This is a genomic window from Vibrio sp. SALL6 (assembly GCF_002002385.1).
In the GTDB taxonomy this organism is placed as follows: domain Bacteria; phylum Pseudomonadota; class Gammaproteobacteria; order Enterobacterales; family Vibrionaceae; genus Vibrio; species Vibrio parahaemolyticus.
The window spans coordinates 48,506-68,395 of the sequence record NZ_MQVK01000019.1; the positions used below are offsets into that span (position 1 = coordinate 48,506).

Annotated in this window: 18 protein-coding genes; 13 read left to right on the plus strand and 5 right to left on the minus strand. The window is 45.3% G+C overall.

Annotated elements, in window-relative coordinates; translation table 11 throughout:
• Positions 1-27 precede the first annotated feature (27 nt).
• Genes BIW15_RS11040 through BIW15_RS11055 form a run of 4 tightly spaced genes read left to right on the plus strand, consistent with a single transcriptional unit; the run spans position 28 to position 5,305 of the window.
• Positions 28-447, plus strand: a complete 420-nt coding sequence (locus tag BIW15_RS11040; RefSeq protein WP_005479368.1) for a YeeE/YedE family protein — start codon at positions 28-30, stop codon at positions 445-447.
• Between the two features lie 10 nt (positions 448-457).
• Positions 458-916, plus strand: coding sequence for a YeeE/YedE family protein (locus BIW15_RS11045; protein WP_005460965.1), 459 nt, complete (start codon positions 458-460; stop codon positions 914-916).
• A 28-nt stretch (positions 917-944) separates the two neighbouring features.
• Complete coding sequence (locus BIW15_RS11050) at positions 945-4,253, plus strand: efflux RND transporter permease subunit (RefSeq protein ID WP_029839641.1); 3,309 nt, start codon at positions 945-947, stop codon at positions 4,251-4,253.
• Positions 4,250-5,305, plus strand: a complete 1,056-nt coding sequence (locus BIW15_RS11055) for an efflux RND transporter periplasmic adaptor subunit (protein ID WP_029804788.1) — start codon at positions 4,250-4,252, stop codon at positions 5,303-5,305. The genes BIW15_RS11050 and BIW15_RS11055 overlap by 4 nt, the downstream gene beginning before the upstream one ends.
• 88 nt (positions 5,306-5,393) lie before the next feature.
• Here the strand turns inward: BIW15_RS11055 and BIW15_RS11060 are convergent, their stop codons facing one another.
• Entirely contained in the window at positions 5,394-6,260 is an 867-nt protein-coding gene (locus BIW15_RS11060) for an endonuclease/exonuclease/phosphatase family protein (protein WP_179115271.1), read from the minus strand.
• A 309-nt stretch (positions 6,261-6,569) separates the two neighbouring features.
• On the opposite strand from BIW15_RS11060, the gene nrdD reads away from it, so the two are divergent.
• Together nrdD and nrdG are read left to right on the plus strand one after the other, a co-directional pair.
• Positions 6,570-8,690: an anaerobic ribonucleoside-triphosphate reductase gene (nrdD, locus tag BIW15_RS11065; RefSeq protein WP_020842161.1), complete on the plus strand. Its 2,121-nt coding sequence runs from the start codon at positions 6,570-6,572 to the stop codon at positions 8,688-8,690.
• Positions 8,691-8,774: 84 nt separating this feature from the next.
• The gene (nrdG, locus tag BIW15_RS11070; RefSeq protein ID WP_005394529.1) at positions 8,775-9,245 is read left to right on the plus strand and encodes an anaerobic ribonucleoside-triphosphate reductase-activating protein; all 471 of its coding nucleotides are present in this window, start codon (positions 8,775-8,777) and stop codon (positions 9,243-9,245) included.
• Positions 9,246-9,329: 84 nt separating this feature from the next.
• Here nrdG and BIW15_RS11075 read toward each other — a convergent pair whose 3' ends face one another.
• Positions 9,330-10,715, minus strand: coding sequence for an MATE family efflux transporter (locus BIW15_RS11075; RefSeq protein WP_005460916.1), 1,386 nt, complete (start codon positions 10,713-10,715; stop codon positions 9,330-9,332).
• Positions 10,716-10,873: 158 nt separating this feature from the next.
• Between BIW15_RS11075 and BIW15_RS11080 the strand changes: the two genes are divergently transcribed.
• From BIW15_RS11080 to BIW15_RS11090, 3 genes are all read left to right on the plus strand, one after another.
• Positions 10,874-11,731 carry an AraC family transcriptional regulator gene (locus BIW15_RS11080; protein ID WP_005460898.1) on the plus strand — a complete coding sequence of 286 codons (858 nt, stop codon included), beginning with the start codon at positions 10,874-10,876 and terminating at the stop codon, positions 11,729-11,731.
• A gap of 155 nt (positions 11,732-11,886) precedes the next feature.
• Positions 11,887-13,074, plus strand: a complete 1,188-nt coding sequence (locus BIW15_RS11085; protein WP_025501139.1) for an amino acid aminotransferase — start codon at positions 11,887-11,889, stop codon at positions 13,072-13,074.
• An 11-nt stretch (positions 13,075-13,085) separates the two neighbouring features.
• Positions 13,086-13,763 carry an ATP-dependent zinc protease gene (locus tag BIW15_RS11090; RefSeq protein WP_053313674.1) on the plus strand — a complete coding sequence of 226 codons (678 nt, stop codon included), beginning with the start codon at positions 13,086-13,088 and terminating at the stop codon, positions 13,761-13,763.
• 73 nt (positions 13,764-13,836) lie between these two features.
• Here BIW15_RS11090 and BIW15_RS11095 read toward each other — a convergent pair whose 3' ends face one another.
• On the minus strand, positions 13,837-14,373 hold the full coding sequence (locus BIW15_RS11095; protein ID WP_005460944.1) for a hypothetical protein: 537 nt from the start codon (positions 14,371-14,373) through the stop codon (positions 13,837-13,839).
• A 155-nt stretch (positions 14,374-14,528) separates the two neighbouring features.
• Positions 14,529-14,900, minus strand: coding sequence for a YgiW/YdeI family stress tolerance OB fold protein (locus BIW15_RS11100; RefSeq protein ID WP_021484658.1), 372 nt, complete (start codon positions 14,898-14,900; stop codon positions 14,529-14,531).
• Between the two features lie 161 nt (positions 14,901-15,061).
• On the opposite strand from BIW15_RS11100, the gene BIW15_RS11105 reads away from it, so the two are divergent.
• The 4 genes from BIW15_RS11105 to modC all read left to right on the plus strand — a co-directional run bounded on the left by BIW15_RS11105 (position 15,062) and on the right by modC (position 19,214).
• The gene (locus BIW15_RS11105; protein WP_077281100.1) at positions 15,062-16,513 is read left to right on the plus strand and encodes a cobyric acid synthase; all 1,452 of its coding nucleotides are present in this window, start codon (positions 15,062-15,064) and stop codon (positions 16,511-16,513) included.
• Between the two features lie 125 nt (positions 16,514-16,638).
• Entirely contained in the window at positions 16,639-17,394 is a 756-nt protein-coding gene (gene modA, locus BIW15_RS11110; RefSeq protein WP_077281009.1) for a molybdate ABC transporter substrate-binding protein, read from the plus strand.
• Between the two features lie 27 nt (positions 17,395-17,421).
• Complete coding sequence (gene modB, locus BIW15_RS11115; RefSeq protein ID WP_005460972.1) at positions 17,422-18,111, plus strand: molybdate ABC transporter permease subunit; 690 nt, start codon at positions 17,422-17,424, stop codon at positions 18,109-18,111.
• Complete coding sequence (modC, locus tag BIW15_RS11120) at positions 18,108-19,214, plus strand: molybdenum ABC transporter ATP-binding protein ModC (RefSeq protein WP_077281010.1); 1,107 nt, start codon at positions 18,108-18,110, stop codon at positions 19,212-19,214. Before modB ends, modC begins: the two co-directional genes overlap by 4 nt.
• Positions 19,215-19,288: 74 nt before the next feature.
• On the opposite strand, the gene BIW15_RS11125 is transcribed toward modC, so the two are convergent.
• Positions 19,289-19,726: a DUF3069 domain-containing protein gene (locus BIW15_RS11125; protein ID WP_029802103.1), complete on the minus strand. Its 438-nt coding sequence runs from the start codon at positions 19,724-19,726 to the stop codon at positions 19,289-19,291.
• Between the last annotated feature and the right edge of the window lie 164 nt (positions 19,727-19,890).

Sequence of the window (19,890 nt, forward strand, 5' to 3'; positions counted from 1 at the left end):
TCGTAGCTAAGATTTTAGAGGTAAATAATGTTAAACGTTATTCCATGGGAATCGTTGTTTGGTGGCATTTTGTTAGGGATCTCCGCCACTATATTGTTGTTGGTTAACGGTAAAATTGCCGGAATCAGTGGAATTATGAATGGCATTATGTCACCGAAAAAAGGTGATTATTCGTGGCGATTGCTTTTTGCGGTTGGAATGATAGCTGGTGGCTTGATTAGCGTTCTGATGTTGGGCGTTGCGGCTCCTAGTACCGCGAACCTTTCTTTAGGGATGGTGATTGCCGCTGGTTTATTGGTCGGAATCGGGACCAGACTGGGTAACGGATGTACTAGCGGACACGGCATTTGTGGCATGGGCCGTTTGTCTAAGCGCTCTATTGTGGCGACCTGTGTATTTATGGCCGTCGCTGGCCTAACGGTATTCGTTCGACTTCACCTAGTTTAAGAGAGATTCCATGAACAAGACTATTTTTCGTTTTTCTGCTCTTTTGAGCGGTGTGTTATTCGGTATGGGCATGGCGGTGTCCGGCATGATCGACCCAGCTAAAGTCATTGGATTTTTAGATATTTCTGGCAGTTGGGATCCAAGTTTGGCTTTTGTGATGGGCGGCGCACTCGCGGTATTCATGCCAAGCTATTTTTTAATCATCAAGCCGAGAAAACAATCAGTTAGCGGTGAAGCGTTTTGCACACCAACCAATAAGAACATCGACGGACGTTTGTTATCTGGTGCGGCGATCTTTGGTTTAGGTTGGGGTTTGGCAGGTATTTGTCCTGGCCCTGCGGTTGCGAGTCTGGCATTAGGCAACGTGAGCATTGTAGTGTTCTTCCTTGCGATGTTAGTTGGATCTCTGTTCGCGAAAGCGATCATTACTAACCGTAACGCGAAGAAGATGAAAACCGCGAACGCGTAAACAATCAATCTGATATGGAGGGGAAAGGATGCCCGACAAACTAAAGCGAAGTTTTGTTCAGTCTGTGATGAACAGCTTTTTCCCTCCGATCATGATCTTACTCGCGCTTGTGGTCGGTGCCGCGGCCTTGTGGTTGACCCCGAAAGAGGAAGACCCGCAAATCGTTGTGCCGATGGCAGATGTATTGGTTTCGGCTCCCGGACTCAGCGCTTCTCAAGTCGAGAATCAAATCACTGAACCATTAGAAAAGCTTGTTAGCCAAATTGACGGTGTGGAATATGTTTATTCTTCGTCAATGGAAGGTGCTGCGCAAGTCATCGTTCGTTTCTATGTCGGCGAAAACCGCGAAGATGCTCTGGTTAAGCTTTACAACAAACTCTATTCCAATCAAGACAAAGTTCCTCCTTCTGTCACTAACTGGCTTGTAAAGCCTGTTGAAATCGATGATGTACCCATTGTTGTTGCCGCAATTTATTCCACCGATCCAGACATTCTCGATCGCCATCAGTTGAGACGTATTGCAGACCAAGCCACGTTAGGCATTAAATCATTGGATGCCACCAACAAGGTGGAAGTGATTGGCGGTGAGCCGAGAAAAATCCAGATAGAGCTTGATTCCGTTGCGATGGCAAACTTCAAAGTAACCATCGATGACCTCGAACAGGCCATTCAGCTCAGTAATAGCAAAACCCAAGGCAAGAACGTTCGCGTAAACGGGCAAAATTACACATTGGAGTCGGGACGGTTTCTGACCAACGCCGAAGAAGTTGGCGATCTTGTTATCGCGGTGCTCAATGGCAAACCCGTTTATTTGAAAGATGTCGCGCGTATTTACGATGGTGAAGGTGAGGCAACATCCGATACTTGGTATCGCGATAAAAACCACGATGAAGCATACCCAGCGGTATTCATTTCTGTCGCTAAACAAAAAGGCTCGAACGCGGTTAACGTCGCTCAGTCTGTTCGGGATAAACTGGCGGCGCTTCAATCCGAGCAGTTTCCTCCACAAGTTCAAGTTGCAGTCATTCGTGACTATGGCGAAACGGCGAATGCGAAAGTAAACAACTTGGTATCAAGCCTTGGCATCTCTATTCTAACGGTCGTGGTGTTTGTCGGTTTGTTCTTGAACTGGCGAAGCGCATTGGTGGTTGGTATCGCGATTCCGATTAGCTATGGCGCCGCGCTCGGGATGGACTTGGCATTTGGCTATTCCATCAACCGAGTCACACTCTTTGCGTTGATTTTGGCGCTAGGTTTGATCGTGGACGATCCGATCGCGAGCATCGACAACATTGAACGCTACCTCAAACGCAAAAATCTAACACGAACCAATGCGATTGTTCTCGCCATGGCAGAAATTCGTAGCGCCTTGTTAATGTCGACGGTCGCAATCGTGATCGTGTTTACGCCGATGTTTTTTATCACTGGGATGATGGGGCCTTACATGGCGCCACTGGCGTTCAACGTTCCGATCAGCGTTATCTTTAGTACCGTTGTCGCGTTTATGATCACGCCTTGGCTTGCCAAGAAGCTACTCAAAGGTGCTGAGGAAAACGGCCACTATGACATCCAATCTTCGCCGATGTATCGTTTGTATCGTGGTGTGTTGATTCCGCTACTTGAAAGTCGCAAGAAAGCATGGCTTTTCCTTGGTTTGGTTGCCTTGTTGTTCGTCTTGGCAGCATTGTTGCCAGCACTTCGCTTAGTTCCACTCAAGTTGCTGCCTTATGACAATAAAAATGAGTTCCAATTGGTATTAAACATGCCAGAGTCTTCAAGCTTTGTGGATACCTCCAACGCGCTGTCTAGCTTTACGGACTATTTAATGACGGTGCCGGAAGTGACAAGTGTGTCGGGCTTTGCAGGCACCGCTTCCCCAATGGATTTCAACGGCATGGTGCGCCACTACTTTATGCGTAGCGAACCATACCAAGGCGAGCTTCGAGTCGTTCTTGCAGAGAAGAATCGCCGCGCAATGCAATCACACGAACTGGTGACACGACTTAGGGCGGATTTAGAGCAGATTGCAGATAAGTTTGACGCTGACGTGCAGCTAGTCGAAGTGCCGCCAGGCCCGCCTGTTATCGCCACCATTACGGCAGAAGTTTACGGTGATGAAGCGACATCTTATGAAGATCTGATGATCCAAGCAGAGAAAGTCGCGGATAGGCTTCGCAAAGAACAGTTGGTTTCTGAGGTGGATACCAGCATCCAAGGTGATTTAGAAACGTGGCAATTCATCGTTGATCAAGAAAAAGCGGCGCTGTCTGGTGTTTCTGTTGCTGATATCAATAACACGCTTATTACCGCCGCGAACGCCAAAGTGCTCGGTTATATCGCCGATCCAAGAGAAGTGGACCCACTGCCTATCGAAGTGCAGCTCCGACGCGAAGACAGAGATAACCTGAATCAACTAGAGCAGCTTTATGTGCGAGGCCGTCCGGGCATTGCAAAAGTAGAATCCAATGGGGCGGTTGTGGATGCTCCTCAGCCTATCGTGCAGTTGTCTGAAGTCGGTCATTTTGTGAAACGTGCAGCGGACAAACCGATTTTCCATAAAAACCTCAAGCCTGTTGTGTATGTCTACGCCGAGGTAGTTGGGCGTGTTCCGGGTGAAGTGATTGCCGATGTGATGGCTGACCAAGACACAACTCACGCGGAAGATGTGCATCGTCACTGGCAAGATCGCACGTACTTGAGCAATGGCGCTGGTGTCACTTGGAGCGTGCCAGACAACATCGAAGTGGTTTGGAGTGGTGAGGGGGAATGGAAAATCACAGTGGACGTATTCCGCGATTTAGGCATTGCTTATGGCGCTGCGCTGCTTGGCGTATTTGTGGTGATGTTGATTCAAACTGGTTTACCTGCGGTATCGGGCATCATCATGCTGGCGATACCTCTGACCGTGATTGGGATTATGCCGGGGTTCTGGATTTTGAATGTGTTAAGCAGTGACATCGGTAATTACCCCAACCCAGCTCTGTTCACGGCGACCGCGATGATCGGCATGATTGCGCTAGCAGGGATTGTGGTGCGTAACTCACTCGTTTTGATTGAATTTGTTCAGCAATCGCTAGCTGAAGGTCGTAGCCTACATGATGCGTTGATTGAATCTGGTGTTGTTCGTATGCGACCAATATTACTGACCGCGGGTACAACGTTACTGGGTAACGTCGTGATTACGTTAGACCCAATTTTTAATGGTTTGGCTTGGGCAATCATATTCGGTATTACCGCCTCGACCATCTTTACGCTGCTTGTGGTTCCGGTGGTTTATAACCTTGCATACCAAAACACCAAAGGACATGGATTACCTCAGATGGAGGAAGAGCAATGAAATTAGATACCAAATGGCTAGGCGTGATTCTGTTTGCCATACTCGCGCTTCTTTTTCTCTATATGGCTGGTTTTTTTACAGAAAAATTGCCGACAGAACATGACGCGAAAACCAACCAGATTGATGTAAATAACGCAGAGACACATCAACTGATGTTAACCAGCGAACCGGTTGTTCGAGAGTTTCCGGGCGTCGTCGTTGCAGAGCAGCACGCCGATATCGCTGCACGGTTAACGGCATCGGTGATGGAGGTATTGGTGAAGGTTGGCGATAGAGTGAAGCAAGGAGACGTGTTGGCGCGGCTAGAAAGCGATGATCTCGACGCACGAGTTCGTCAAAGTGAGCAGGCTTTATCCTCTGCACAAGCGCAGCTCAATGCGGCGAGAAAGGAGTTTTCTCGTGTCAGAGCGCTTTTAAACAAAAAACTGATCCCTCAATCGCAATTTGACCAAGCGGAAAGTGCGTTGCAAACCGCGCAAGCCAACTTCAATAAAGCTCAGGCGGCGGTCTCTGAGGCGGAAACGACCTTTGGCTACAGCATTATTACTGCGCCGTTTGATGGCTTGATCACGCAAAAGCCCATCAACAAAGGTGATACCGCGACGCCGGGGGCTTTGCTTTTATCAATGTACAATCCAAACTCGTTGGAAATAGAGGTGAACTTTGCTGAGTCTGTCATGCCTTATGTGACTTATGATAAAGAAGTGGACGTTGTTTTTCCGTCTTACAACCTCAACGCGCAAGCGGCAGTAAAAGAAGTGACGCCGTCGGCAGATGCCAACTCGCGCAGTTATACCGTAAAGCTTCAATTTGAGCCGCCAACGGCTATCTATCCGGGTACATACGCCAAAGTCGCGTTGACCTTGACCGACGATGTCGTACTTCGCGTGCCAAAAGAGGCGGTTTACCAAGTTGGCCAATTGGACTACGTAAAAGTGGTGCAAGACAGCGGTGAGGTAGAAACTCGGCTTATTCAGCTTGGAGAGTTGGGGAGAGTGCGAACGGGGTTAAAGCAGGGTGACGTAGTGCTGCTGAATCCAAGATCGCTTTGATAGAACGGTTTCTCTCGTCTAATCAAACGTCTATCTAACAAACTACAACATAAAATAGCCCAGCATCATGCTGGGCTATTTTGTTCGTTCAGTTAAGCGTTACCGTTGCGTTTACAGGGCAATGGTCACTCAGTTTGTAATCCAAAACATCTTGTGAGCTGAACAGCGCTTGATGCGCGTTTTTCGCTTTTATTTGCGGGCTCACAATAATGTGATCAATCAAAGAGCGGAATTGGTGTGTTTTGCTTGGGTTCTTATTTGAGCGAACCTTGCAATCGGCTTGGGTATCTCGCGTTACCAATTGTGCATCGTTACCGAGCGTCATGATCGCCCACAACCAATCACGTTGATACGACAAGTTGTGATTGAAGTCGCCCATTACGGCATACTGCTCTTTTTTCTTTTCTCTCTCGCTCATCCATTTCGCAAGTGCTTCTCCTTGTTGACTCAGTGTTTGGCAATCACGACTGTTTTTGTACGCTCCGCTGCATCCTGCTTTTAGATGCACAGAGAGCAGGTGAAGCTCGTCCTTTTGGCTTGGGTTAACGACGATGTAGCTGGCAAAGCGCAACTTGCTATTACCACGCGTGATTGAGAAGTCTGCTGGGTCAGACACTTCAATGTCTTTGCGCACAGCAAAACCGGTGTACTGATTGGTATCAGAAAACTGAAGGTGCTTATTGTTTGATTGAGCTCGATCAGAGAGATAAATCGCGTAGCCATCACCTACGGCTTTTTGAACCGCGGCTTTGGAGTCGACTTCCTGAAAGGCGATGATGTCGGCTTGAGTTTTATCCACATATTGGTTGAGTTTGACGAAATCGTCACTGGTTCTCGAAACCTTACCTCCATTTATAGACAGCCATTCTATATTCCAACTGGTTAAGTTGATGGAGTTTTGAGCAAGTGACGTTGAACTAAAAATTAATAAGGCAGTAACAAATAGTGATCGCATATTGGCTTGTTTCACTCCTGGTTTTTAGCGTATTCCTTTCCAACCTTTATTCTATAAGACATCCAAAAAAAGCAAGTAGATTTAGTTCCAATTTTGCAATTTTCACGGTTTTCTTCGCAACTGAGATCAGTACCAATAAGATCGATTTGTTCTTGTCCGCTAGCCGATCTTTATTGATCAAAATCAATGTTTTCAAGTGGTGCTTTTCGTTAAATACGCCACAATATATTGTGTTAGCAGAATAAAAAATAACCCCATATAGTGTGTTTGTGGATAACTCTGTGAGTATGCTGGGGTAAGGAGAAGAAAGTGAAACCAATCGTAATCAAGCGTGACGGCTCAAGAGCTCCGTTCAACAGGGATCGTATCCAAGCAGCAGTTGAAGCGGCAGCGGAAAACAAAGATAAAGATGTCGCCATTTATGCTCTTAATGTCGCTCTTGCTGTCGAGTTACAGCTAAAAGATCACGATGAAGTTCACATCCATGAGATTCAAGACTTGGTCGAGAATGAACTCATGCAAGGTCCTTACAAAGCCCTAGCACGTTCTTACATTGAATATCGCCATGACCGCGACATCGCACGTGAAAAGCAAAGTGCACTAACTCGTGAAATCGAAGGCTTGATTGAAGAAAGTAACCTTGATTTGATCAACGAAAACGCGAATAAAGACGGCAAAGTTATCCCAACTCAGCGTGACCTTTTAGCGGGTATCGTGGCGAAGCACTACGCGAAAACGCACATCCTGCCTCGTGATGTGGTTCAAGCACACGAAGTGGGTGACATTCACTACCACGATTTGGATTACGCGCCATTCTTCCCGATGTTTAACTGTATGCTTATCGATTTGAAAGGCATGCTAACGCACGGCTTCAAAATGGGTAATGCAGAAATCGACACGCCTAAATCGATTTCAACTGCGACTGCCGTAACGGCGCAAATTATTGCTCAAGTAGCTAGCCATATTTATGGCGGTACGACAATCAACCGTATCGACGAAGTGCTTGCTCCGTACGTTATGACAAGCTACGAGAAACATCTAGAGATCGCGAAAGAGTGGAACATTGCCGAGCCAGAAGAGTTTGCTAAAGCGCGCACCGAGAAAGAGTGTTACGACGCATTCCAATCGCTAGAGTACGAAGTAAACACACTGCACACGGCAAATGGTCAAACGCCATTCGTTACGTTTGGTTTTGGTCTTGGTACAAGCTGGGCGTCTCGTCTTATTCAGCAATCGATTTTGAAAAACCGTATCGCTGGTCTTGGCAAAAACCGTAAAACCGCCGTATTCCCTAAACTGGTGTTCGGTATTAAAGACGGTCTAAACCACAAGGCAGAAGATCCAAACTACGACATTAAGAAGCTTGCACTTGAGTGTGCTTCAAAACGTATGTACCCAGACATTCTTAACTACGACAAAGTCGTGGAAGTAACGGGTTCATTCAAAACACCTATGGGTTGTCGTAGCTTCCTAGGCACCTACGAAGAGGATGGCGAACTTATCCATGAAGGTCGTAACAACCTTGGTGTAGTCAGCTTGAACTTGCCACGTATCGCGCTTCGAGCAAAAGGCAGCGAAGCGAAGTTCTATGAACTGCTTGATGATCGTCTACGTCTTGCTCGTAAAGCACTAGAAACACGTATTTCTCGTCTAGAGAACGTAAAAGCGCGCGTTGCCCCAATTCTATATATGGAAGGTGCATGTGGTGTGCGCTTGAAAGCGGACGATTCGATTGCCGAAATCTTCAAAAACGGCCGTGCGTCAATTTCTCTAGGCTACATTGGCGTGCATGAAACTATCAACGCGTTGTTTGGTACTGAAGCGCACGTTTACGATGATGCCGTATTGCGTGAAAAAGCGGTCGCGATCATCAAACATCTAAAAGATGCGGTGAACCAATGGGCTGACGAAACTGGCTATGGCTTTAGCTTGTACGCAACACCAAGTGAAAACCTATGTAGTCGTTTCTGCCGCATCGACACCAAAGAGTTTGGTTTGATTGAAGGCGTAACAGACAAAGGTTACTACACCAACAGCTTCCACTTGGACGTTGAGAAGAAGGTTAACCCTTACGACAAGATCGACTTCGAGATGCCTTACCCTGAAATTTCAAGCGGTGGCTTCATCTGTTACGGTGAGTTCCCGAACATGCAACGTAACGTAGAAGCGCTAGAAAACGTGTGGGACTACAGTTACACCCGCGTTCCTTACTACGGAACCAACACTCCGATTGATGAGTGTTATGAATGTGGTTACACCGGTGAGTTTGAATGTACAAGCAAAGGCTTTACTTGCCCAAGTTGTGGCAACCACGATTCAACCAAAGTATCGGTGACACGTCGCGTATGTGGCTACTTGGGCAGCCCAGATGCACGTCCGTTTAACTTCGGCAAACAAGAAGAAGTTAAACGTCGAGTGAAACACCTATAAGGTTAATTACCACTCGATTCAACACTTTGAAAATCAACCTGCTTTAGGTTGATTTTCTTTTTCGCGATAACAAAGAGACGCATTATGAACTACCACCAATATTATCCAATTGACGTTGTTAACGGACCGGGTACGCGCTGCACATTGTTTGTGTCGGGCTGTGTGCATCAGTGTCGAGGCTGTTACAACCAGTCGACGCAACGCTTGGATTCGGGTGTGTTGTTCACGCAAGAAGCGGAAGACAAGATCATCAATGATTTGAATGACACGCGCATTAAACGTCGCGGTTTGTCGTTGTCGGGCGGAGATCCGCTTCATCCTGCTAATGTGCCTCATATTTTAAAGATCGTGAAAAGGGTGAGAGAAGAGTGTCCCGGTAAAGACATCTGGGTTTGGACAGGCTACACGCTGGCTGAACTGGATGACGCGCAAAGAGAAGTGGTGCAATACATCGATGTTTTGATTGATGGTAAGTTTGAACAAGACAAGAAAGACCTCAATCTCGAATGGCGTGGTAGTTCAAACCAAATCATTCATCGCTTTACAGACATCTAACCAAGTATTCTCCAAACATAAAAAGGGCTCACGCGTGCATAACGGGTGAGCCCTTTTGGTGTGAGTTCGTCAGTGCATTTACAGTTACGCTGTCACCGTTTGGTCATCTTCGACCATATTGTTTATCCAACGTTTAGATTGGATACGATAAGTCGTCAGTACGCCTTTCACAAATTCTTCAGCTAGCAGAGACATCAAGACAAAATGCAAAGGCAACCCGAGTACCATACCAGTGTAATAGGTAAGGGGAATACCAATAGCCCACTGACCGAACGTATCAATAAAAATGCTGTAGCGAATATCCGCACCACTCTTTAGTACGCCGCCAATCCCTACCATGTTAAACACTCTCAAAATCATACCCAGCGCCATGACTAAGCATACGTTGAGTGCCATTTCTGCATCGGTTAATGGGCTCAGCACCAATAGATGATGAATCAAAGGCGAGCTCAACCACACTAGGAAAAACAGTAAGGTGGCTAAGATTGCGCTGGTTAACACATACCACCACGCTGTTTTCTCGACCCGATCATAATGTTTTGCGCCAATATCATTCCCAAGAAGAACGGATGCAGCGACCGCAAATCCCATAAAGGTTGAAATCAGTACACCTTCAATTGGCGATAAGAATGAGATGATCGCAAGTTCTGAAACGCCCAATTGACCATAGATGATGCTGTAAACGATCAGTCCACCAGTCCAGAGCGCATCGTGGACCAACATGGGTAGAGAAACCTTAAAGTATTTTTGACGATACTGCTTTAAACGGCCTTGTGCCCAATCGAATTTGGTCGGAATCAGGTGTGCATAACGTTTGCAGAAAAAGTAAATCAATACCGCAGTTTGGAAAAATCGAGAAACAAAAGTACCGACTGCTGCACCAAATACGCCCCATTGAGGGAATCCAAATAAACCGAAAATCAAAACGGAGTTCAGCACGACATTCACAACAATCGCGGAGATACTAACGTTGGTTGCCAGTTTAGTTTGGCCTACGGAGCGCAATACCGCTTCAATCGGTACCACTATCGCCGTTGCAATGAGACTAAAGCCCGTAACCACAAGATAGTCACGTGCATAAGTGACGTATTCAGGATCGTCTGACATGAAAGAGACGATCTCTTCATCAAAAATCGCATAAAGAACAATAAATGGCAGTGTCACTAAAATGGAAATACACCAAGACTGCGCCAACGTTCTGCGAATTCCCGCCATATTCCCTGAGCCGTAATATTGAGAAGCCAGCACCGTTACCGCACCACACAGGCCAAAAACGACCGCAAGGTTGAAGAAAAAGATGCGGTTTCCGACACCGACCGCAGCTGTTGCGGATTCGCCGAGTAGACTCACCATGAAAATATCCACGACGCCGAGCAACGCAAAAAGCATGGATTGCAGTGAAACAGGGAGGCCAATCGCAATCAGCTTTTGCCAAAATGCTTTATCGATGTATTCGCGTGTTAAGAGCATCGCATTTCTCCTTAAAGATTGATGCGAGTAGTTTATCCCCATGATTTCGCGTTGTATTTTTCAAAGGCATCCAAAACTTTTGCAAAACTCTCAACTAACACCCGCAAATAAATTTTGTCATTGTAAAAACGCGATGACTCACAGTACGAGCCACCGACATGGAAGAAAAGCAAGAGCGCTACACCATCTCAGAGAAAACCTATCAAGAGTTCATTGATCACACGCGAGTGCTTGCACTGGAAGAACGAGGCATTGTGCAGTGTGGGATCGCGACTTGCCGTGACTTCTTTTCCGTTTATCGCAAGAACCAGAAGAAACACATGCTGCTTTATACTGTGCGTGGTAAAGGTTGGTTAGAAAGTGGGGCGTGCCGTTATGAGCTTGAACCCGGATCGCTGGTGGTCGTGCCTGCGGGGATTGAAAATGGGTTTGGAATGGAAGATGAAACGTGGCAAATCGCTTGGGTATTTCTTTCCCAACATAAAGAGTGGTCGATGGTTGGAGAAAACATCAGCTATCAACTAACACCTGCACCGGAAGTGATGTATTCATGTATTCAGACATTGCTTCGTAGCATAAATCTGTCCATTGATTACGGTAGTGCGGTTGGTGCTCACAGCGTAGCGCAACTGGAATTGATGCTGAATATGCCGTCTTCGGAATCTGTTTCTCGCAATCAGCTTAAACTTCGCCGCGTATTTGACCTCGTTCAGCGTCAATTACATAAAGACTGGAGCGTTGAGCAGTTAGCGGCACTCTATCCATGTTCGGAGCCCCATTTACATCGTTTAACGCAGCAACAATTTGGTCGAAGCCCGATGGCACACTTGATGCGCATGCGAATGGAGTATGCCGCGCGTTTACTTCGTTCAACAGAGTGGCCGATTCAACATATTGGTGAGATTGTCGGGTACCCAACCAGCGCAAACTTTAGTACGCGCTTCAAAGCGTGGTCGAGCATGACTCCAAGAGAGTTCAGACAAAATGGAAGAATAGAGCGAGATCCTGAGAAGTGATTCGTACTTTTTGTGAACGATTGGGCGCACAGAACCTCTTGGCTCTCAGAATATTCTCCTCTAATTGATGAAATAAGTGAAAAATCATTTCGCCATTTTTAACGATAGTGTTAACGTGAGGTTCGATACTTGAATTTCAAAGGGTTATGACTTTCATGTTTTCTAATCTACCAACTCCCGTATTAGATCCAATTTTATCTTTATCCGTTGCATACCGTAACGATGAACGTCCAAACAAGGTTGACCTTGGTATTGGCGTATACAAAAACAGCGCAGGCGAAACGCCGATCATGAAAGCCATTCAAATGGCTCAAGATGTCGTTGTTGAAACTCAAAAAACCAAATCTTACGTTGGTCTTGCTGGTTGTGAAGAGTTCAACCAAAGCATGATTGATCTTCTACTGACGGGAACGTCAGCGATGGATCGTGTTGCTGCAATTCAAACGCCAGGAGCAAGTGGTGCACTGCGTATGCTGGGTGACCTAATGAAGGTCGCACAACCAGATACAACGGTTTGGATTTCGAATCCAAGCTATGTGAACCACAAGCCAGTAATGGAAGCTGCTGGGCTTAAAGTTAAGTTCTACCATTATTTTTCGCCAGAAACGAAACAAGTCGACACTGAAAAAATGCTGGATGATCTTGCTAAAGCAGGGCCGACAGATGTGGTTCTACTGCATGGTTGTTGTCACAACCCAACAGGCGCAGACATCGACTTTTCCGCATGGCAAGCTATTACAGAACTTTCTCAAAAGAACGGTTTTACGCCATTTGTTGATATCGCGTATCAAGGTTTTGGTGACGGCTTAGAAGCTGACGCAAAAGGTCTTCGTTACATGGCGGATAATGTCGAAGAGATGTTGATTACAACTTCTTGTTCTAAAAACTTTGGCTTGTACCGCGAACGTACTGGTGCTGCTATTGTTGTGGGTAAGAACACGCAAGACATCACTAACGCGAAAGGCAAATTGTTAACGTTGGCGCGATCTACGTACACGATGCCACCCGATCACGGTGCGGCTTTAGTGAAAACCATTCTGCAAGATGCGAACCTGACTTCTGTCTGGAAGCAAGAGTTGAGCGAAATGCAACAACGTTTGGTCAGCCTTCGTCAAAGTTTGTGTAACGAATTGAGAAACAACCATAATACAGATCAATTTGACTTCATTGAGAGTCACAAAGGCATGTTTACTGTGCTAGGCTTTAGTGAAAACCAGATGGCGCAACTGCGTGAAGATTATGGCATTTATGGTGTTGGCGATGGTCGAATTAACATCGCTGGCTTAACCGAAACTCATATTCCATACGTAGCTGACGCAATTAAGAAAGTATCTCAACCTTAATTGGAGTGTGGATGAATAACTGGAAACTGATTCTGCCGCTTATGATGAGCGGCAGTTTAATTGCTTGTACGTCAACTCAAACGACCACAGAGCCTGTTGAGCCAGAAACACCAAAAGTTGAACAACCGGTGACGGTTGAACCAGAAGTGAAACCAGAGGTTGAACCTAAGCCTGAGGTTAAACCTAAACCGGAAACAAAGCCTGAAAAGAAACCAGAACCAAAAAAAACTGTGAAGGTGCAAAAAACACCTGATGGTATGCTGATTTTGGGTTCAGAAGAGTGGGTTTATGTGCCCGCGATTGACCAGACGTTTAAAGCGAGAGTCGATACCGGTGCAACAACGTCTTCAATCAGTGCGACGGAAATCGTGCCTTTTGAGCGTGATGGTAAAGATTGGGTTCAGTTTAAAATCGACATCAATGGTAAGACGAGCAAAGAGTTCAAAGTGCCTGTTGAGCGTTGGGCTAAGGTGAAGCAGTCATCTTCTGATGAAGTAGATAAACGCGCTGTTGTTGTCGCTTATATTCAAGTCGGCGACTACAAAGAGAAGACGGAGTTTACTCTAGCTGACCGCGATCACATGAAGTTTCCAATTCTCTTAGGCCGAAGCTTCTTCAGAGATATCGCCGTTGTGGATGTGTCTAAAAAGTACATTCAAGACAAACCAACAAAGTCGACCAAAAAGTAAGAGTTTTAATACGACAAAGGCCTCCACAACGGAGGCCTTTTTATCTTACAGAGAAATCAGATTGGTCTGAACACTAGAACGCGAAACGAGCAGACATTACGATCTGCTGACCATAAACACCGTTGTTTTTGAAATCTGCGCCTAAAGACAGCTGTTGTGTCGAGTGGAATCGAGCACCAACGTTGTAAATCGTATTGGCGTTGTCGTTATCCATGATTTGACCAAGACGCGCGTGAAGTTCTAAATTTTGCATAAACCAAATGCGAGTACCGATGTTGACCTCTGTGCGCCACTCATCGCCAACTTTATCGCTGCCGTGTTCTTTGATGTTATGTACCAACATCTGACCGTAAATATCAGCAAATTGACCAGCAGGGCCATTGAAACCAATACCACCAGCAACATCCCAGTCACCACTGAATTCACTGTCAGCGCGCGCAACAAAGTGGGTGTTTTCTGTAAAGTACGTAGTGAACTCGCCACCAAAAGTACCAGGGCTAGTGCCCATGCGAAATTCCATCATGTTGTAGTTGAAATTATTTGCATGTGCGGATAATGGCAAAACAGCACACAAACCAATGGCTGCAACCTTTAGAGCTTTACCTAGCATGGCGTCTCCGGGCAAGATGATTAAAATGAACAAAAAAATGGTCTGCAAAAAGCAGACCAAGAATCGTAAAGCTATCATTTTAAGTGCTTGCCGTCATCTGTTAACAGACACAATTTCTTACATCATGCTGATATAAAGCGAAATTTGTGACTACCTTACATAATGACTAATTGCTCAACCTCGATTTCTGGCTTGTTGCCACCTTCGAACTCACCAAACAGGCGAACTTTGGTGGTTTGGTCAATCGGAGAATTTAGACGAATGTCATCGTCTAACTCGATCATAACTTCACCGGTTCCATCGCTAAAAATGAATGTATCAGCACGAACTTGACGGAGTAAATTACCTTCTACTACTACGTCTTTCTCTGTGAACATATTGGAATCTTTCAATAGCGTATCTAACTTTTCGACGGTAACTGGGCCGCCAAATTGCACGTTAGATGGGGTTTGGCTGGGATCTTTTGCAAGTGCGATAGATGGGGCAATAGTCAATGCTGCAATTGTTGCGATAATTGTTTTTTTCATGATGTTTGATTCCTATGTGTGTTTGTTTTCGATGGTGCTATTAAAACAAACCGAGTTTGAACCAATGATGATTTCAACATTCATATTCCATTCATTTGCTTGAGTCAGGACTGACGATAACGTTATGATTGTTCATCTTCTTTTACTCCTTACAAATGTTCATGAAATCAGCAATTCCATCGTTAATGGTTCAAGGCACCACCTCGGATGCCGGAAAAAGTGTACTTGTGGCAGGTTTATGCCGTGTATTAGCCAGAAAAGGGATAAATGTTGCCCCATTTAAGCCACAAAATATGGCGCTCAATAGTGCCGTAACCAAAGATGGCGGTGAAATTGGACGAGCTCAAGCGGTTCAAGCTCAGGCGTGTAATATTGAGCCAACTGTGCACATGAATCCGGTTTTGATTAAGCCAAATAGCGACACAGGTGCTCAGATAATTCTTCAAGGTAAAGCTTTGTCGAATATGGATGCCGCCAGTTTCCACGACTACAAAAAAGTGGCCATGAACACGGTGTTGGATTCGTTTTCTAAGCTGACTAAAGAGTTTGATTCGATCATGATCGAAGGTGCTGGTAGCCCTGCGGAAATCAACTTGAGAGAAGGCGATATCGCAAACATGGGGTTTGCGGAAGCAGCCGATGTGCCAGTGATTATTGTTGCGGATATTGATCGTGGCGGTGTGTTTGCGCATTTATACGGAACATTGGCGTTACTTTCTGAATCTGAACAGGCGAGAGTAAAAGGGTTTGTCATTAATCGCTTTCGTGGCGATATTCGTTTGCTGCAATCAGGTCTGGATTGGCTAGAAGAAAAAACGGGTAAGCCTGTTTTAGGCGTGTTGCCATATCTGCACGGCTTGAACCTAGAAGCCGAAGACGCCATTACTGCACAGCAGGAGTTGAACTCTGAAGTTAAGTTAAATGTGGTTGTTCCGGTGTTAACGCGCATTAGCAATCATACTGACTTTGATGTTTTACGCTTAAATCCCGACATTAATCTTCGCTATGTTGGGAAAGGTGAGAAGATAGATAAAGCCGATCTCATCATTTTACCGGGAACGAAATCAGTACGAGACGATTTGGCATATCTAAAAAGTCAAGGTTGGGATAAAGACATTCTGCGCCACATTCGTTTAGGTGGAAAAGTAATGGGCATTTGTGGTGGCTACCAGATGCTTGGTAAAACGATTGATGATCCAGACGGTGTAGAAGGTGAACCGGGTTCAAGCGAAGGTTTGGGACTATTGAATGTTCATACCGTGCTGACTGGTAGTAAACAGCTCACCAAGACTGAAGCTGTGCTCAATCTCAATAACCAAAAAGCGAAGGTGAAAGGTTATGAGATTCATGTTGGTAGAAGCCAGGTACTTGACGAACAACCGCTTGAACTCGACAACGGAGAATGTGACGGTGCCATTAGTGAATGTGGTCAAATTATGGGAACCTACTTGCACGGATTTTTTGACGAAGCGAAAGCGCTAAACCTCATTACTGAGTGGGTGAATGGCACTCAGGTCAAACAGCAAGATTTTGAAGCATTGAAAGAACAAGGTATTAACCGTATTGCGGATGCGATAGAACAACACATGAACCTTGACTTTCTGTTTAAATAACTCGTTAACCAAACGCTATCTTTAACCAAACTTTCTCTCGGCTCCTTTTTCAAAAAACGGATCGGGCTGGGAACGCATTCATTTGGCTAGATAGAATTTTCGCTTGCCTTGTACGGAGTCACTTTATGAAAGCATGGAAAACGCATGCTTGCCTAGCGGCAATATTAAGCATTTCTTTCTCAACAAATGCAGCAACGGATCTGAAAGTTTATGCTGCGTCTTCGATGACGAATGCGATTGACGAAATCGCTCAAGATTTTAAAGAAAAGTATGACGTAACAGTTACGCCTGTGTATGGCGGCTCGTCTTCGATCGCACGACAAATTATCAATGGTGCCCCAGCTGATGTGTTTATTTCTGCAAACGCGAAATGGATGGACTACTTGGTTGATGAAGGTATTATAGATGGTGACAATGTCACTAATTTAGTTCGCAATAGTCTCGTTCTTATTGCACCTCAAACGTCAAGCTTAGCCGTATTTAACTTCGCGGATGCAAAAGCTTGGGAAGCGGCGTTAAATGGCAGTCGCCTCGCATTGGGCAACCCTACGTCTGTGCCGGCAGGGATGTACGCGAAAGAATCACTGACTACACTGGGTGTATGGAAAGAGATTCAAACCAAAGTTGCACCAGCAAAAAATGTACGTCTTGCTTTGGCTTTAGTTGAGCGCGGAGAAGCTCCTTTAGGGGTGGTTTATAAGACCGATGCGCAGTTGACTAGCAAAGTGAAAATCGTTGGCGAGTTTGCGAGTGATACGCATGCGGCCATCGTTTATCCAGCGGCGGTAGTGAACGATTCAACGGAATCGAGACAATTCTTCCAGTATTTGAAATCGGAAGACGCGAAGCGAGTTTTTGCTCATTACGGTTTCCAACAATAATGCTGTTTTCAATAATAGGGACAAAGAGTGACAGAACTTGAATACCAAGCCCTAATGTTGAGCTTAAAAGTTGGCGCTTATGCGGTACTTTGGCTTATTCCTTTAGGTGTGTTTCTTGCTTGGTTACTTTCTCGCAAAGAGTTCTTCGGCAAATCTATTTTAGATAGCTTGATTCATTTACCACTGGTGCTTCCACCAGTGGTGATTGGTTATTTGTTGTTGGTCTCGTTAGGGCGACAAGGCTTTTTAGGGCGTTGGCTCTATGAGCATTTAGGTTTGGTGTTTAGCTTTAATTGGAAAGGGGCAGTTGTCGCTTGTATTGTTGTCGCATTGCCTTTGATGGTTCGTTCTGTCCGGTTAAGTTTGGAAAGTGTGGACCCTAAACTGGAACACGCGGCATCCACGTTGGGCGCATCGCCTTTAAAAGTCTTTTTAACCATTACTTTGCCTCTGACGATTCCTGGAATCATCACGGGCACTATGCTGTCGTTTGCCCGCAGTCTGGGTGAGTTTGGCGCAACCATCAGTTTTGTGTCCAATATTCCCGGGGAGACACAAACCATTCCTCTCGCTATGTACAATTTTATTGAAACGCCGGGAGCGGAAATGGAAGCGGCACGCTTGTGTATCATTTCTATTGCACTCGCTTTATCGACGTTGATGATTTCTGAGTGGTTGAATCGTAAAGCAGCGAGTAGATTGGGTGCGAAGCGATGACAATTAAAATTCAATTCAAACAAACGCTTGGCGAAACTAACTTTGATATCGATCTTTCGTTACCACGTAACGAAATAAGTGCATTATTTGGACGTTCTGGAGCTGGTAAAACCACATTAATCAATGTGATTAGTGGGTTGGTGACGCCAAAACAGGGCAGAATTGCAATTGGTGAGCACGTCTTGTTTGACAGTGAACAAGGGATCAATTTACCAACGCATAAACGTAAAATCGGGTATGTATTTCAGGATTCGCGTTTATTTCCTCATTACTCTGTACAGGGCAATCTTTTGTATGGGGTGAAGGAAAAAGATGATGCATATTTTGATGCTGTTACGGACTTGCTCTCCATCAAACCTCTTTTAAAGCGTTTCCCAATCTCACTCTCTGGCGGTGAAAAGCAACGTGTCGCTATTGCTCGTGCACTGTTATCGAAGCCTGATTTGTTGTTGATGGATGAACCTCTCGCATCACTAGATATGCCCAGAAAGCGTGAAGTCATGCCATTTCTGGAAGAGTTGTCAGACAAGGTGAACATTCCCATTATCTATGTAACGCATAGTCTACAAGAGATTTTGAGGCTTGCTCAGCATCTTGCGATTATAGATAAAGGACAAGTAACCACATCTGGCAAACTTGAAGAGGTTTGGGCTTCTCACGCAATGCGACCATGGCAATCATTCTCCGATCAAAGCAGTCTGTTTGAAGGAAAGATCGATGCACACCATTCGCGATATGCGCTGACTCGTGTGAAGCTCGCTCCAAGCGCGTCACTTTGGGTTCAAAAGATTGATGGTGAGCCCGACACGCTAATTCGTTTACAGGTGCGTGCAAATGATGTCTCGATTGCTTTAGAGCAGCCGAAAGCAACGTCAATCCGAAATGTATTGCCTGCCGAAGTTCATTCGATAGAAGCGTTTAACGCGGGAGATGATAAGCAAAGTATTAACGTCTCTTTGCAGTTAGATGATGGATGCTATTTGTGGGCGACTATTACGCCATGGGCGCTTGATGACTTGAACTTGAAAGTGGGTGACAAGGTTTATGCTCAGGTGAAAGGTGTGAGTGTCACGCAGAGAGACGTTGCGCTAGCACCGCATTAAACCTATAAAAGAATTGACTTATTACATGACCAAAAAAGGCCGCGATGCGGCCTTAATTATTTGTATTCTAGCAATTATTTTGCAAATACTTCTTTGAATTCACGCTTAAGAATTGGGTCGCGGCGTGCTTTCTTCAGTTGCTTAACCATGTCTTTAACACAGTTGTGAAGAACGTTATCAAGCAGTTGCGAACGGTACTCTTCTTTATCTTCATCTGTCATGTTTTCTGGCAGATTCAGAGTTGGGAACTCTTCCATTACATTAATACCAGCAAACGCTTGGCCTACTGATACTAGAGCATGGAACTGCTCGAAGTTATCTAGAATGTTTTGCGCGCTTGCAGGCATTTCGTCCCAAGACGCACGTACAGCTTCTTCAGACACTTCATGGATAGAGGTAACCATTTCGAACATTTGCTCTGGAACTTCGTCAAATTCGATAACTTTACGTAGTTCTGGAGAAATGGTTTCTAGATCAATTTTTTTGTTTTCGTTGTTAGTTGCTTCTGACATGGTGTGTCTCTCGTTACAAAAGGCGGGAATAGTAATACCAAATGCATCAAATAGCTACCATAAGAACCATTTGAATTCGTGACAAATCGACAAAAAATATAGCACTTAATTCTTAGCGTAATGCAACAAGTCTATGAGTATGGTATATGTTTAATAAAGACAAA